Source organism: Methanobacterium formicicum (genome assembly GCF_029848115.1).
Lineage (GTDB): Archaea > Methanobacteriota > Methanobacteria > Methanobacteriales > Methanobacteriaceae > Methanobacterium > Methanobacterium formicicum.
Window position 1 is genome coordinate 1 of sequence record NZ_JARVXG010000027.1, and the last position, 15,000, is coordinate 15,000.

Genomic DNA, 15,000 nt, shown 5'->3' on the forward strand with positions numbered 1-15,000 from the left:
ATGAAACTAATTAGTTTCATAAAATATGTTGAGGAATTTCATGGCATTTGACTATAATAGCATTATACCCCTTATTTCAAGTATAGCATTGTTAATTTCTATATTAAGTGCATATTACACTTATTATCAGAATCAACGTAAAATGGAAGTTGATTTATGGATTCATAAACATGATGGTACATCCATGGTAACTTTTATGTGGATTTAATCCTAGTTATCGTTCTTTAGCACTAATCAACTTTAGTTTAATAGCAGATAATAAACCAATCACCATATTGGAAAGAGCACATGAAGTAAAACTGGAAAAGGAACTAATTTTAGCTTACGAATTGGTAAAAACATAGATCTACCCCATATGCTGGGAGAAGGACAAGCTGTGTTTTTCTCAATTACTGCACAGCAATTAGCCTCTTTATTGTATATTAATAATTATAGGAATAAAGTTAGATTATCTGGATGTTTTAAAACTGCTCAAAAGAAAATTTATAACACTGAATCAGTGCTTGATTTTGATATTGAGAAATACAGGTTTCATTGACACCTACAAAAAACCAATCAACATATATAACCCAGCAAGAGCAATTACAACCCCAGAAATAATCCGTATCCAATCTGAATATTTTAAAATGGATTTGAAATCTATTTTTGACATTAAAAATGCTATTAATAGTATGGTTAATGAAAATCCTCCTGCGAAGATGGCCATATTTATTATACTGTAACCTATGTTTCCGGTTGATGCACTGTAGGTGGCTACTGCCACCACGTAAGGACCGAAACAGGGTGACCATGCCAGGCAGGTTAAAAATCCCATTAGAAAAGATCCAACTATTCCCTTTTGAGAATCAGGCGTATTGGAAATAGAGAGTGTGGAAATATTAAACAGCCTTTTATTGACAATAAACAGGACCCCAATTATAACCAGGATAAATGCCGCCGCTATTCTGAAATACAAAAGATAATAATTTATGGCAGCTGTGAATATGGCGGTTAAGATGGTTATTATGGCAAAAAGAAGGAAAAATCCCAGCCCAAAGGCAACTATCTCAGTATTCTTTCGTTTAAGTAGGGAAAAGCCCACCACAACTGGTATGAGTGGCAGGACACAGGGCGATATTATGGATGCTATACCTGCCAGAAAGGATAGTAGATAACCGGTTTCCATTTTATCTCCCGTATATCATTACCATTGTGCATTTGTGCATTTTTTTCGTTGGAAAACTAATTTTGTCCTTATTTTGCCTTATTCTGTTCTTATTCTGCCTTTATTCTGCCCTTATTTGTCTTTATTGTATCTTTATTTGCCTTTATTCCCAAATTAAACCCTATTATACTATAATCCTACTATATCTGGCTCAGTAACTTCTCTGGACTCTGGTATCCGACTATTCTCTTTATTTCATTGCCATTTGAGTCCAGTATCAGCATGGTAGGGAGACTGTAAGCCTGGTACTTTGAACTGGGTTCTGGATTTTTATCCACGTCTATCTTTACCAGTACATAATTTTGTGACAGTTTTTCCTGGACCTCCGGGGAGGTGAAGGTGTTTTTATCCATTTCACCACAGTAAGTACACCAGTCTGCATAAAGATCCACGAATACAGTTTTATTTGTAGCTTTCGCTTCCTGGATGGCCTGATCTAAATTATCATTCCATTTTAAAGTGTCCGGATTATTTTCTGCTTCTTTATTGGTTGAATTAGAAATAACCAGTCCCACCACTAAGAGTGCTGCCACGATAATTACCATCCCCACCAGATATTTATTCATGGTTTTATACTGGAATTTCACCATAATATATTTTGTTTACAATTATTTACAATCGGAAGGAAAATAGGATAAAATAATTTTTATTGCCGAAATTCAATATTTTTGAAGTGTTTAAATAAAAATACAGTTTTTAAGGTTAAAAAAGAGTTCAAAGTTAAAAAAATGGTTTTGAAGGAAAAATAATGAAATAAATTAAAACATCCAGTTAATTCAGTTTCAAAACCACGTTATCTCCCACTTCCACTCCAATATCCCGGGCTATTGGTCGGCACTTGGCATTCAGGAGGCAGAATACAGGTTTATCCCCCAGGTCCATTTCCCCCAGGCCTTCGTAGTTACCTAAACCCTTGGATATTACCAGGTCGGCATGTGAAAATTCCTGTTTAAATTCCGGGGAAAGATCCGCATACAACACTCCCACGGAATCGGTGCCGGTGGTGATGAGCCGGGCCACTTCATCTAAACCCACTTTACGTGCTTCAACCAGGCAGGCATCGTTTAGAATGGGACCATCCTTCAGGGCCATGGTGACCTCCACATCATATTCCTGTAATTTTTTAATGAGTAATTTATCGAATACTATTTCACCAACATTATCCGCCAGGTAAAGGACAGTTTTGGCCTTTTTTAGTTCAGCTTCCAGTTCTACAGAGTGATCCACCGAGAGATCTTTTTCTACGGTAGACATGACCAGGCCCTCAATGTCCGAGTTCAATCCCAGTGCTCCGAAATCAAGGACATTTCCAGCTATGGCTGCTTTAAGATAGTTTTTAAAGGAACCGTCTTTTTCCAGTATCTTTTCCACTTGTGGTAGGAACTGGAGGGCGATTTCATCGGATTTTTCACGCTGCTCATGGTAGGGGTCGGGGTTTCCAGTTTCCTGTTTAATGGTACGGTGGATCTTGGTACCTATCTGGTTGGAAACTGCCCCTTTCTTAAATTCCTGGCAGAGTATACGGTTGATCTTTTCGGTGACCTGCATTTTCAGGTCCTCATCATCTGTGGCCAGGTCCAGGGCTTCCCTGGACTGGCGAAGGAAACACGATGCGCATTCGTAATGAACTTTCATGATATCACTTAAATTAGTCGATTAGTCTTTATAATTGATTCATTTAATTAATTCAAACTTTTTAGTAGCATTCCTCAATAGATTTCAACTTAACTTTCAATCAACTTAACTTTCAACTTGTTTAGATTCTTATTTCCACTGTAGAAAATCTCCCCCGTATTATAGGGCAGATTCTTGAGTTCATCCCGGTTCCAAGGATTCTCATGTAGAATAAATCTCCTGTAGAATTAAATTCTCCACCCTACTGGGTGAAAGGGTAGGGTGAAAGGCACAGTATAAACACGGCCACAATAACCACCGCTATTATTTTACGGTTCCGGTCCATGGGGGCCACATTGTCCAGTGCACCAGGGTGTCCCTTGTTCATGAAATAAATTACAACCATGAGGGCGGCCATTAAATACCATCCCAGAACTACGGTGATCATTATTCCCACAATGGACACGAAGGAGTGGATTTTCTGACTGAAAAAGGACCGGGATATGTGTCCTCCATCCAGGAAAGCCACCGGCATCAGGTTTAACATGGTGACCAAAATTCCCACCCATCCGGCAAAGGCCACGGGATGCAGGAGGAGCACCTGCCCCTCATTGGCAGCGGGAGCCACCAAGTAAGTGAACAGCTGCATAATCAGTGGTGGCACAAAAACCATTGAAACCTCAGGATTGGTGGCTACTGTAGAAAGTTTCAGGCCAATCAGGAGCACCGGGATGGCCACAATGAAACCCGCCAGGGGACCACTGTATCCCAGGTCGAATAATGCTCGGCGGTTGGGTATGGGGGATTTGATATTTATAAGGGCCCCAAAAGTACCGATTATGGTTGGTGCGGGTATGAAGTAGGGTAGGGTGGCATCCACTCCGTGTTTTCGGGCAGCGAAAAAGTGGGCCAGTTCATGGGCTCCAATTATCCCCAGGAGGGCCACGGCAAAGGCCACTGCCTGCCACATGTCTCCCTCTCCCAGGTAGTACCCGGCAAAGAGGGTGGTGCCAATGGTGGCCAGGAGAAGAATCACATTGATGTGTATCTTAGATTTTCCTTTTTCCTGTTTCTTGGCTATGTTAATTTTATAATAAGTACCCTCTGGACTTATAAAGGGAACAAATCCCAGTTCATCCAGTTCTTTTACCAGTTCCTGGAAACTGTGGGGGTTATAATCTCCCACCAAAAAGTAAGACCCTTCCTTACCACCATCCCCATCGGAAAATCCGATTATTGGAAAATAGTGGGAAATTGATTGTTCAATTAGATGAAAGTCATCCACATATACACTTCCTGGGTTATCTCCATGGATTACACTGTAAATTATTGATGTTTGATTCTAAAACTTACTGTAAATTGATTATTAATTAGTAAATTATTCAGTTAAACTCAGTGAATACTAATTATCCCCCGTAAATTACCTTTATTACTTCAATTATGTCCCCATTTTCAACAGATTCTTCTTCGATTATTATGGACTGGTTTTTCTTAACCACCACAGTTTCTACTGGTATTTCCATCATTTGGAGAAGTTCTTTTACTGTTTTATTTCCTTCAACATCTATTTTCTTTTCATCTTCCCCGATGATAACCGTAACTTCCATGATCTTTATTCTCCAATTGTTTTTTTAACTTGTATTCTCTTTTTTTTAAATTGATTAACTTGGTTATATTAATTCTTTATTAATTTCTTAATTCTTTAACCTGATTTTTTCTCCCACATTTTACGGAAGCTGCAGGCTTTGCAGAGTTGGCCGGATGCGGGTTCTCCGCATTCAGTGCATTCTCCAGTGTGGTTTTTCCGGGAAAATTCCTTTTTAAGGACGGGTTTTATCTTATCAAAACCCCTCAGTGTGGAGTACATTATGGTGGGATGGTCCAGGCTGATTTCCTTGAGGAAGTCCCTCACCTTGGCGCGGAAGGAATCCCCGGCATAAGGGCAGCCGGCCAGGTGGACGGGTAGATCCCGGGCCACCACGTAGAGGGCGGTTTCCTTCTCTGGGATCTCCCGGAGGGGTTTGATCTTGACGGTGAATCCCTCGTAACTGGATTCTGATTTGATTCCAATGCGGGTGAGGTTCTGTATGTTTCCCTCCATGTAGTTCATGAGTATGGACTGGGCCTCGTCATCCAGGTTGTGTCCGGTGGCTATTTTGTTGGCTCCTTCTTCCCGGGCCACCTGGTTCAGGATCCAGCGGCGGAACACTCCACAATAGGTGCAAGCATTCCGGTCAGTTGAATCGACCATTATTTCATCTAAGGTACGGCCCACGTAGTCTTTAAAGGAGACCACCCGGTGTTTCACACCCCATAGTTCGGCATTTTTCCGGGCAATGTCCACTCCTTCCTCCCGGTAGCCACAGATACCTTCGTCAATGGTTACTGCCACCAGGTCGATTATTCTCCTTTCCCGGAGGTTGTTCAGGATGTCCAGAACCATTACACTATCCTTTCCCCCGGATAAGGCAACTAAAACCTTATCTCCCTTGTCTACCAGGTTTTGGCGGCGGATGTCCCTCAGGACTTTGTCCTGGGTCAGTCTGATGAAACATTCCTGGCAGAGTATCTGTCCGGATTGCTTTCTTTTGATGATGATCCGGGGGTTACCGCATTTATCACATACTTCCATTGATATTTTACTCCTTGGTTGGGTAGAACACCCATTACCTTAATCATTTCTTTATTTTAGGTTAGGTTTATTTTGAATTGTAAAAATTAAATAGGATCTCAGATTATTCATGATCTTTTTTTGATTATATTTAGAGACCTTTTTAGATTATACTAAATTTATGATCCAGTAAATAATTTCTCAGTACTCCATGAACTTTTCAAACAATGGGAAATCCTGGACATAGTTTTTGCCCAGTTTAAGGGCGTCTTCGGCTTTCTGTAGTTCCTGTCCCAGGTAGGCTGCGTGTTCCATCCGGGAGACCAGTTCTCGGTTTATTATTTCCTGGTACAACTCCCAGGCAGTCTGCCCGTAGAGGGCCACTGTGGGTTGCATCTTCTGGTAATGAACCACCATTATGCTCCCCTCCTGCAGGCTGATTTTAAAGCTACCCCTTGGGTCCTGTTTGAATTTATACTCTGCACTGACAGTTACCTCCGGTACATCCACTTCTTCCTGGATGGACTCTCCCCGGCGCTTGTCCTTGAAGACCAGGAGGTTTATCCCCAGGTCCTTGGGTATGGATCCCCTCATCTTGGAGAGGAACATCATCTTGGCAGAAATTGCCAGTTCTTTCACACTTCCCCTGGTTTTACCACTTTCTTCCGGGGTGAAGAGAATGCTGGATCCCAGTTCCATGGATATCCCAGATAAAAGGGCGTTAACCCCCACAGAATCCACATCCATTAACTCAGTCACGTTCCCTATGCCAAAGAAAACCGGACACTTTACAGGGACTGTTTCCTGGAATCTACGGCAGGCAATAATCGAATCAACCATGCTCTTACTGTTCACCGGGTCCAGTATAGGGTCGGCAATGACCTCGATACCTTTACATTTTTCTTTTAAATCCATCAACGAATTTACCCGTTGGTCTATGGTTTCCGGGACCCATCCCCTCCGGTAATCCGTGGGCAGGATGACTGCCGGGATCCTGGCCCGCTGGAGGGCGGGTAAAACCTCGGAGTAGTTCCCGTGGTCCAGGCTTAACACCATGTCCACCCCGGCATCCACGGCCACCAGGAGTTCCTCACTCTGCAGGGTGTCTATGCTCACCGGTACCTCCAAGTTTTCCTTTAGAAGCTGGACCATGCCCGGTATCCGGGAGGACATGTTTTCCCCGGCGATCATTCCAATGTCCACCATGTTGGCCCCGGATTTGACAAAGTATTCTGCCTTTTTTAAGAGTTCTTCCGGACTTAACAGGGGCGCGTTGGCAATTTCCGCCAGCACCCTCATGGGGAAGTCTTCACCCACCGGAAGGTCACCCACCAGGATGTTTTCCGGTTTTTGGAGGAGTTTTTCAGTGTTTTCCTGGTTACCCTCAAAATCCTCAATGTATTTCAGGGCTCGTTTCCTTTGTTCTTCCTCAATGAGTTTATCTGCAGATTTTTTAGGGGATAGGTCCAGTTTATCCACCATTTCCAGGACGATGTCCAGGTCAGCGGCATCAGTGGACCCCTTGTAAGCAGATATCCCCAATTCATCCTTAATGGGACTTACATCCTTGCGTATAAGTCCAGGGGTAATGATCATTTCCACTGATTCCAATTTTCCGTGAGGTAATGTGCGAAGCTCCCCTATGATCTTTTTAGGGGTTAAAAATGCAGCTATGGGTGTTTTAACCACGTGTACCTGCACGTTATGATCTGATTTTGAAGCTGCGTCTTTTACCAGTTTACTGGCCAGTTCGCCGGTGATTATCAGTATGTTCATTGCCTATTACCACCTTTCTTTTAAGGAAAGTAATCCCTTTAGAAGTAATTTCTATATGTTTCATAGAACTTAAAAATATATAAAGATGAAAAGGTAATGGGAAGATGATCAGCCTAAAATCAAGTGGGAAATCCCTTGGATTTACTTTCTTTCTGCACCCCATTTATTAAATAAAAAGAGATTTTTGAGCATGATCAATTAAGACATTATAATAACCATTATAATGCCATTAAAGACCATTTTATTCCATTAAGAGTTTTACATGGTGGGGGTACCCAACATGTATATATATTGTAAATTTATAATGATTAACTATGAGGAATGGAGGTAAATAGATGATCGAAATTCGCTTTCACGGACGCGGTGGTCAAGGAGCAGTTACTGCCGCAGAGATACTGGCAAAAGCAGCATTTGAAGACGGAAAATACTGTCAAGCATTCCCATTTTTCGGTGCTGAGCGAAAAGGCGCACCAGTTATGGCTTTTTCTAGAATAAATGACAAGCCCATAAGAAGAAGATATCAAGTTTATAACCCGGACCATGTACTGGTACTGGATGAAACCCTCCTGGAGGCCGTAGATGTATTATCTGGCCTTAAAAAAGGAGGTAAAGTAATAATAAATACCAAAGAAGATTTAGAATTGAGTGGTGCTGATGTGCACACCATCGATGCCACCGGAATTGCCCTGGAAACACTGGGAGTTCCCATTGTAAACACCGTGATGCTGGGAGCATTCGCCAAGGTGGTTGGTGGAGTTTCCCTGGACTCAATCATCAAAATAACCAAAGAAACTTTCCCTGGTCCAATTGGGGAAAAGAACGCTGAAGCAGCGAAAATTGCCTTCGAAAAGGTGGAGTAAAAAGGTGATCTAATGGTATCTACTGGAGCATGTGTTAAAGAACCTGGAAGCACCCGAAACAACAAAACCGGAAGTTGGAGAACCTTCAAGCCCATTCTGGATAAAGAAAAATGTATTGACTGCGGCAACTGTGTTCTTTTCTGTCCGGAAGGATGTATAAACCAGGATTACGATATAGATTACGATTACTGTAAGGGCTGTGGCATCTGCGCCGAAGAATGCCCAGTTAAAGCAATAAAAATGGAGAGAGGATAAAATGGTTCAAAAAGTTTATTCTTCCAACCGAGCCGTGGCTGAAGCCGTTAAAATGGCCAAACCCAACGTAGTTCCTGTTTATCCCATAACACCCCAAACAACCATTTCCGAATATCTGGCCCAGTTTGTGGCCGACGGGGACCTGAAAGCAGAATACATCCGTGTGGAATCTGAACACAGTGCAATAAGTGCTGCTTTAGGTGCTTCCGGAGCCGGTGTTCGAGTTTTCAGTGCAACCTCATCCCAGGGTCTGGCCCTGATGCACGAAATACTGTTTGCTGCGGCTGGTATGCGGAGCCCCATTGTACTGGTGGATGCAAACCGAGCACTATCTGCACCACTGAGCATATGGAACGATCAACAGGATTCAATTTCTGAACGTGACTCAGGATGGCTGCAGATATACGCAGAAAACGCACAGGAAGCCCTGGACGCAGTTTTGATAGCCTACCGAGTGGCCGAAGACCCAGAAGTCTTACTACCCTGCATGGTCTGTATCGATGGATACTTCCTGACCCACACTGTGGAACCACTGGATGTGCCCAGCCAGGAAGAGGTGGACCAGTTCTTACCACCCTACAAGCCCTACGCTTTCCTGGACCCGGAAAAACCCATGTCCATTGGAACCTTCACTGACCCGGACTACTACATGGAAGCCCGTTACGCCATAGAAGCAGCCATGGAAAAATCCAAAAACGTCATATCCAAGGCCAACCAGGAATTTAAAGAGGTGTTCGGCCGGGAATATGATCTCGTTGAAACTTACCGGTGCGATGACGCCGAAATCATCATGGTAGCCATGGGCTCACTCTGTGGAACCATAAAAGATGTTATCGATGATCTTAGAGAAGAAGGAGAAAAGGTAGGACTCCTGAAAATCAGGGTGTTCCGTCCCTTCCCTACCGAAGAAATTAAAGAAGTCCTGGAAAAAGCTTCCAAAGTGGCAGTGATTGATAAAAACATCTCATTTGGAATGGGAGGAGTGCTCTACAACAACATCCGAGCCACCACCAATGCCGATGCCCATGGATTTATAGCTGGACTGGGAGGAAGAGATATAACTCCTACATTCCTCAGGGAAATCATTGAAAAAACTAAAAACCCCACCGGAGAGGTGGAATGGATCGGACTCAAAAAGGAGGAACTCTAAATGGAAATCAGTGAAAAAGAATTCCTGGCCCCTGGACACCGAGGATGTGCCGGTTGTGGAGCTACCGTAGGTGTTAGACTGGCCCTGAAGGCACTGGGCAAAAACACGGTAGCTGTTTCCGCCACGGGCTGTCTGGAGGTTATCACCACCCCCTACCCGGAAACTGCCTGGGAAATCCCCTGGATACACGTGGCCTTTGAAAACGCAGCCGCAGTTGCATCTGGAGTGGAAAGAGCCTTAAAATCACAGGGAAAAGATGCCCAAGTAGTGGCCTTTGCTGGTGACGGAGGAACAGCAGACATAGGACTGCAGGCACTGTCCGGAGCCATGGAAAGGGGTCACAACCTGATCTATATCTGTTACGATAACGAAGCCTACATGAACACCGGTGTGCAGAGAAGTGGAGCCACCCCCTACGGTGCATCCACCACCACCAGCCCCCATGGTAAGGAAAGTTTTGGTGAGGACAAACCCAAAAAGAACATACCCATGATCATGGCAGCCCACGGTGTGCCCTACGTAGCCACCGCCAGCATATCCTACCCGGAAGACTTCATGAAAAAGGTTCAGAAAGCCCGAGAAGTAGATGGTCCGGCTTACATTCACTTACACCAACCCTGTACCACTGGCTGGGGTTTCAACCCCTCCAAGACCATTGACCTGGGACGTCTGGCTGTGGAAACCGGTTCATGGATACTCTATGAAATCGAGGATGGAGACTTCCGTGTCACCTACCGGCCACTGCAACGTAAAATGGTGGATGAATACTTACAGGCTCAAAAACGTTTCAAACATCTTACTGAATTAGAAAGAGAACGTATCCAGAAAAATGTGGATGCCATCTGCAGTGAACTCAAAATATAGGAGGCTTAGCCTTGGAAAAAATAATTATCCAGTCCGACCTCTGTGATGGGTGTTTGGACTGTCAGGAGGCATGTGCCCGGCTCCACGGAACTTCCGGGATCCTGGTAAGGGAAGTGGAGGGATCATTTTATCCCATTATCTGCCAGCACTGTGAAGATGCACCCTGCCAGTTGATCTGCCCCACCGAAGCCATGGGTGAAGAAGGTGTTGACCAGGAAAAGTGTATTGGCTGCGGACTGTGCATGATGGTTTGCCCCTTCGGTGCGGCAACCATACACGAACGAAAATCCCATAAATGTAACCAGTGCCCTGATCTGGACACCCCGGCCTGTGTGAAAGCCTGTTCCAAACGGGCCATAGCCAAGGTGGACACTGATAAGTTGCAGGCTGAAAAGCAGCGCAAACATATCGAAAAAATCACTGGTCTCGGTAAAAAGAAGAAAAGTTCCGATCTCATTAATGTAATGACCGCCAACACACGGGCTAAAAAGGCCCTGGATAAGGAGGCCTAGTAAATGAAAGAACTTATCTCCCAACCAGAACTCTGTGATGAATGCGGGAAATGCGAGCGTATCTGTCCCAAAAATGCCATAAGAGTGATCAGTGGCGTGCCAGTTTACTGTCTGCACTGTGCTGAAGAACGTGCCCCCTGCATGACCATCTGTCCAGAGGGAGCAATCGAAAAGATCAATGGAGCGGTTGTAATCCATGAAGAGGAGTGTATTGGCTGTGGACTGTGCCGGGATGCCTGTCCCATAGGAGCCATCAACCTGAATGAACGTGGAATCGCCACCAAATGTGACCTGTGCTTTGAACGGGACGAACCACTCTGTGTTTCCGTGTGTCCTAAAGATGCTCTTAAAATGAGTTCTGAAGATATCCTGGCGGACAAACGGGACCGCATAGCTAAAGAACTGGAAAGAGTTAAGATGATCATGAAATAATCTGATCATCATCCTCCCTTCCTCTTTTATTACTGTTTAGCCTTAACTTACTGTTTTATTGATTTTGAATACTATTTTAACCTAAGTTACTGTTTCATTGATTTATGAATATGATTTAAACTTAAATAGCAGTTTTATTAATTTAAGGGTTGATTTTTAACTTAATTCATTTGGGTATTATCCGTGCCCCTACCCATGACTGAAATTCCATTGATTCTACAATTTTTCCCTGGTTTTAAATTAAGTCAACGGTTAAAAATAAGGGATGATCCCCACTTACCTTCCCTTTCAGACAGGAGTAGAACTAAATTTAAATAAGGGTGGGGATTAAACTAGATTCTATGATTAGTCAAGAGAGGGTAGAAGAAGAAATTTGCCGATTATACAAGGAAGCGGTTATAAAACTCCCTGAAGATGTTAAGAATGCCCTGGAACATGCATTCGAAATTGAAGATGATGAGACTGCTCTTTTAAATTTAAAAGCTATTTTAGATAATATAAAAGCTGCGGAAGAAATGAATATTCCCCTCTGCCAGGATACCGGCCTCCCCATTGTATTTGTTAAGATGGGAAGGGTGGAAGTGGAAAATTTGAAGGAGGGTATTGTTAAGGGTGTGGAGAAAGCCACCGGTGAGGTGCCCTTACGCCCCAATGTGGTGGATCCACTCACCCGACAGAACACCGGGAACAACAGTGGCCGTTTCATTCCCCAGATTGACCTGGAACTGGTGGATAATGATGAACTGGAAATTACCATTTTCCCCAAGGGTTTTGGTTCCGAAAACAACAATGCCCTTAAAATGGCCCTCCCTGGTGAAGGTGAGGAAGGAATTAAACAGTTTGTCCTGGACACCGTGCTGAAGGCCAGTGGAAAACCATGCCCCCCCATTGTGGTGGGAGTGGGAATTGGTGGATCATCGGATATGGCCCTGAAACTGGCCAAAAAAGCACTTCTCCGGAAAGTTGGAGAGCACCACCCTGAGGAGAGAATGGCCCACCTGGAGGAAGAAATGTTGGAAATGGTTAATGCCACCGGAATCGGTCCCATGGGTTTAGGGGGTAAAACCACAGCTCTGGATGTTAAGGTAGAATACGCTGACACCCACACGGCTGGTCTTCCTATAGGGGTTTGTATACAGTGCTGGGCTGCCCGTAGGGCAACGGGAATCTTAAAAACAGAATAAAAATACCGTTATTCCACGGTTCCACTTTTTTATAAAAAAATTTAAACGGAAGAATATCTTCCTTAACCTGGAATGTTCTTTTTAGATGGAATTAAACCTTCATCCCTTAGTTCTTCGACCACTGCCGCCACCAGGATATATTCCTGATTAGTGTAGTCGGCTAAACTGGATATTGAAATATTTTCGTGGTGGTGAACATAATCCAGGATGTTCATTTTCATTTCCAGTCTTAAATTTTCATTTTTCCATTTGATCTTCAAGTTATCACTCCCCCTAGAAGCCCAACTTTTCACTAAATGTGTTGTACTTTACACTTGAAGTGTATGTCTGATCGGGTATATTAAATGGTTGGAACTGTATACCACATAAAATCCAGTTATTTAAGAATATGAAATTAAAAACCTTAAGTAACTCCAGAAATCTGTAGTTCCCCAATATAATCAAGAAAAAAAATAGACGACCATTAAATGGTCGTGGGTTAGGAAACCTACTCTTCTTCTGGTTTCTTTCCAATGGCAAACTGATCTTTTTCACAGGTGATCATGAAGATGGTTCTGTCTCCAATGTTTTCTGCACGGTCAGCAATTCTCTCCAGGAACCGGGCCAGGAACAGCAGGTAGATTAGGTAGGATATGGATTCCTTATCCTGGAACATACTCTTGGTAATGTCCTTAAGGGCGTGATCGAATAGATCATCCACCTTATCATCGTCCCGGTGTAGTTCACGGGCTACATTCATGTTCTTAGCTAAAAATGCAGCCATACTCTTACTCACCATCCCATCCACTATATCGGCCATGCGCTGCAGATCAAAGAGGGGTTTTTCCGGGATCTCTTCATCCTTGATATGGCGGGCAATATCCGCAATATTGGAGGCCAAACCAGAAATTCGTTTTAAGTGACTTGAAACCTTAATACTGGTTTCGATAAATCTTAAATCACCGGCAACTGGTTGTTCAGCGGCTATGATACTCATGGCATCGTGTTCTATCTGGTAACCCATGTCATGGACCTTTATATTGGTTTCCATAACACTTTTGACCAGATCGGCATCGTAATTTATAAAGGTACTGAAGGCTTCCCGGTAAGCCTTTAACGTGGCTTGACCCATTTGATCCACATTTTCCTTCAAATCATCAAGTTTTTTCTGGAACCTCATCCGGGGATATCTTCTCTCCATACTATCTTCCACCTATTTTGGATTTATAATCATTTAACAAATTATCAATATCATCAACCGATGGATCCCTTATCCTGTATTTTGATAGAACATCCTGGCGGTCTGTGTCCGCCTTTTCAATTAGAAAATCTATCTCTGAGGGTAATGGTAATTTACATTCCTCATTCAAGTCTACAATGGTTGAAAACATATTATCATCTAGTTTATACACTTCTATTCGGGATTCGGAACTTACCTTTATCCGGTTCATTGCTTTACTCTCATAGGTTTCTTCCAAGGATTTTACATTTAAATTCCAGGCAGCTATGATTTTTTCATTTTTTACCAGGAGCAATGATTCATTACCCCCATCTAAGATCTTTACGTAACCTACTTCCGGTATTTGGGATTTTTTCAGATTACCTCGGACTGTGTGCTGGGGATCTTCGGAAGGAAGCCACATTTTTTACCTCATCAGCATGTTGTGGAACAGTTTATGGTGCATGACCCGTTTACCCACTATAGAATAGGCAACACGGTCGGCCATTCCCATGATGTGGTGTCCCATACTCAGTAAGTTCCTCCCTACCAGTATCAGTGAAGTCTGGGAACTTCCGTGGGTGATTTCATGGTACTCCGAAAACATCTGGTTGTAAAAATCCTGCAGGTTAACGTAACTCCGGGTGGAACGTTTCAGTAACTGTATATCCTCATTTAAGAGTGCACCCACCCCATCTTTCAGCATGTCCTGGACAGTCTGGGACATGAATTCAATGTGTGGGGGTTTATAACAGCTACGTTCGCTTTCTGCAGCATCTATGGCGTAACGGGCTATATACGCTGAAAGGTTGTTTATTCGTTCCAGTTCTATGGATGTTCGTAGGAGTGCTGCTCCCAAACGCAGATCCTTGGCCAGTGGTTGGTGCAACCCCAGAACCTTAAGACATCCGTGTTCAATTTTATAGCTTTCCTTATTGATCTCATCGGTTTTTTCAATTATTTCCCGGGCCAAATAGGTGTCTTCCTCCAGGAAACTTCTGACTGAATTATCCACCCTTCGTATGGTCTCCCAGCTAAATCCTAAGACATCATCTTCCAGGGATTTTAAACGTCTTTCCAAGACCACTGTAAGCATTTTAAACCACCAATCGCCCACATATGTAGTTTTATCCAAACCTACCAGTGATGTAGTCCTCGGTTCGCTTATCCTCAGGTTCAATGAAGATCTTCTCGGTGAGCCCGCTTTCCACAATCTCCCCGTTGAGGAAGAAGGCGGTGTGTTTGGATACACGGGTAGCCTGTTGCATGTTGTGGGTTACAATGATAATGGTAAAGTCGTTCTTGAGTTTGTGAATCAGATCCTCCACCTTGGTGGTGGA

General features: G+C 43.5%; 19 protein-coding genes (1 of these 19 only partly in view). 7 read left to right on the top strand and 12 right to left on the bottom strand.

From position 1 onward, the window contains the following. Positions 1–541 precede the first annotated feature (541 nt). The 7 genes from QC759_RS01770 to QC759_RS01800 all read right to left on the bottom strand — a co-directional run bounded on the left by QC759_RS01770 (position 542) and on the right by QC759_RS01800 (position 7,205). Positions 542–1,165: a cytochrome c biogenesis CcdA family protein gene (locus QC759_RS01770; RefSeq protein WP_048072334.1), complete on the bottom strand. Its 624-nt coding sequence runs from the start codon at positions 1,163–1,165 to the stop codon at positions 542–544. Positions 1,166–1,344: 179 nt separating this feature from the next. Continuing rightward, positions 1,345–1,749, bottom strand: coding sequence for a thioredoxin family protein (locus QC759_RS01775; RefSeq protein WP_048073825.1), 405 nt, complete (start codon positions 1,747–1,749; stop codon positions 1,345–1,347). A gap of 226 nt (positions 1,750–1,975) precedes the next feature. Then, positions 1,976–2,839 (bottom strand): damage-control phosphatase ARMT1 family protein, encoded by an 864-nt coding sequence (locus QC759_RS01780; RefSeq protein WP_048072335.1) that lies wholly within the window; start codon positions 2,837–2,839, stop codon positions 1,976–1,978. Between the two features lie 241 nt (positions 2,840–3,080). Further along, complete coding sequence (locus QC759_RS01785; protein ID WP_048072336.1) at positions 3,081–4,103, bottom strand: site-2 protease family protein; 1,023 nt, start codon at positions 4,101–4,103, stop codon at positions 3,081–3,083. 121 nt (positions 4,104–4,224) lie between these two features. Beyond that, positions 4,225–4,425: a MoaD/ThiS family protein gene (locus QC759_RS01790; protein WP_048072337.1), complete on the bottom strand. Its 201-nt coding sequence runs from the start codon at positions 4,423–4,425 to the stop codon at positions 4,225–4,227. Between the two features lie 95 nt (positions 4,426–4,520). Continuing rightward, positions 4,521–5,450 carry a TIGR00269 family protein gene (locus tag QC759_RS01795; RefSeq protein WP_048072338.1) on the bottom strand — a complete coding sequence of 310 codons (930 nt, stop codon included), beginning with the start codon at positions 5,448–5,450 and terminating at the stop codon, positions 4,521–4,523. Positions 5,451–5,630: 180 nt separating this feature from the next. Next, entirely contained in the window at positions 5,631–7,205 is a 1,575-nt protein-coding gene (locus tag QC759_RS01800; protein ID WP_048072339.1) for a dihydropteroate synthase-like protein, read from the bottom strand. Between the two features lie 335 nt (positions 7,206–7,540). Here QC759_RS01800 and porC point away from each other — a divergent pair, with 335 nt between their 5' ends. The 7 genes from porC (at position 7,541) to QC759_RS01835 (ending at position 12,462) form a co-directional block, all read left to right on the top strand. Then, on the top strand, positions 7,541–8,065 hold the full coding sequence (gene porC, locus QC759_RS01805; protein WP_048072340.1) for a pyruvate synthase subunit PorC: 525 nt from the start codon (positions 7,541–7,543) through the stop codon (positions 8,063–8,065). 12 nt (positions 8,066–8,077) lie between these two features. Continuing rightward, entirely contained in the window at positions 8,078–8,320 is a 243-nt protein-coding gene (gene porD / locus QC759_RS01810; protein ID WP_048072341.1) for a pyruvate synthase subunit PorD, read from the top strand. A 1-nt stretch (position 8,321) separates the two neighbouring features. Beyond that, positions 8,322–9,470: a pyruvate synthase subunit PorA gene (gene porA / locus QC759_RS01815; protein WP_048072342.1), complete on the top strand. Its 1,149-nt coding sequence runs from the start codon at positions 8,322–8,324 to the stop codon at positions 9,468–9,470. Continuing rightward, entirely contained in the window at positions 9,471–10,334 is an 864-nt protein-coding gene (gene porB, locus QC759_RS01820; protein ID WP_048072343.1) for a pyruvate synthase subunit PorB, read from the top strand. 11 nt (positions 10,335–10,345) lie between these two features. Continuing rightward, positions 10,346–10,846 carry a 4Fe-4S dicluster domain-containing protein gene (locus QC759_RS01825; protein ID WP_048072344.1) on the top strand — a complete coding sequence of 167 codons (501 nt, stop codon included), beginning with the start codon at positions 10,346–10,348 and terminating at the stop codon, positions 10,844–10,846. 3 nt (positions 10,847–10,849) lie between these two features. Continuing rightward, positions 10,850–11,278, top strand: a complete 429-nt coding sequence (locus QC759_RS01830; RefSeq protein ID WP_048072345.1) for a 4Fe-4S dicluster domain-containing protein — start codon at positions 10,850–10,852, stop codon at positions 11,276–11,278. 341 nt (positions 11,279–11,619) lie between these two features. Further along, a complete protein-coding gene (locus tag QC759_RS01835) occupies positions 11,620–12,462 on the top strand; it encodes a fumarate hydratase (RefSeq protein WP_048072346.1) in 843 nt (280 codons plus the stop codon). A 62-nt stretch (positions 12,463–12,524) separates the two neighbouring features. On the opposite strand, the gene QC759_RS01840 is transcribed toward QC759_RS01835, so the two are convergent. From QC759_RS01840 to pstB, 5 genes are all read right to left on the bottom strand, one after another. Beyond that, complete coding sequence (locus QC759_RS01840) at positions 12,525–12,722, bottom strand: hypothetical protein (protein ID WP_048072347.1); 198 nt, start codon at positions 12,720–12,722, stop codon at positions 12,525–12,527. Between the two features lie 227 nt (positions 12,723–12,949). Next, the gene (gene phoU, locus QC759_RS01845) at positions 12,950–13,642 is read right to left on the bottom strand and encodes a phosphate signaling complex protein PhoU (protein WP_048072348.1); all 693 of its coding nucleotides are present in this window, start codon (positions 13,640–13,642) and stop codon (positions 12,950–12,952) included. 1 nt (position 13,643) lies between these two features. Then, a complete protein-coding gene (locus tag QC759_RS01850) occupies positions 13,644–14,084 on the bottom strand; it encodes a hypothetical protein (RefSeq protein WP_048072349.1) in 441 nt (146 codons plus the stop codon). 3 nt (positions 14,085–14,087) lie between these two features. Further along, complete coding sequence (locus QC759_RS01855; protein ID WP_048072350.1) at positions 14,088–14,756, bottom strand: phosphate signaling complex PhoU family protein; 669 nt, start codon at positions 14,754–14,756, stop codon at positions 14,088–14,090. Positions 14,757–14,787: 31 nt separating this feature from the next. Continuing rightward, positions 14,788–15,000, bottom strand: partial view of a phosphate ABC transporter ATP-binding protein PstB gene (pstB, locus tag QC759_RS01860; protein ID WP_048072351.1) — the 3' end only. It continues 543 nt past the right edge of the window; the window shows 213 of its 756 coding nt (coding positions 544–756); its start codon lies beyond the right edge, outside the window; it ends in the stop codon at positions 14,788–14,790.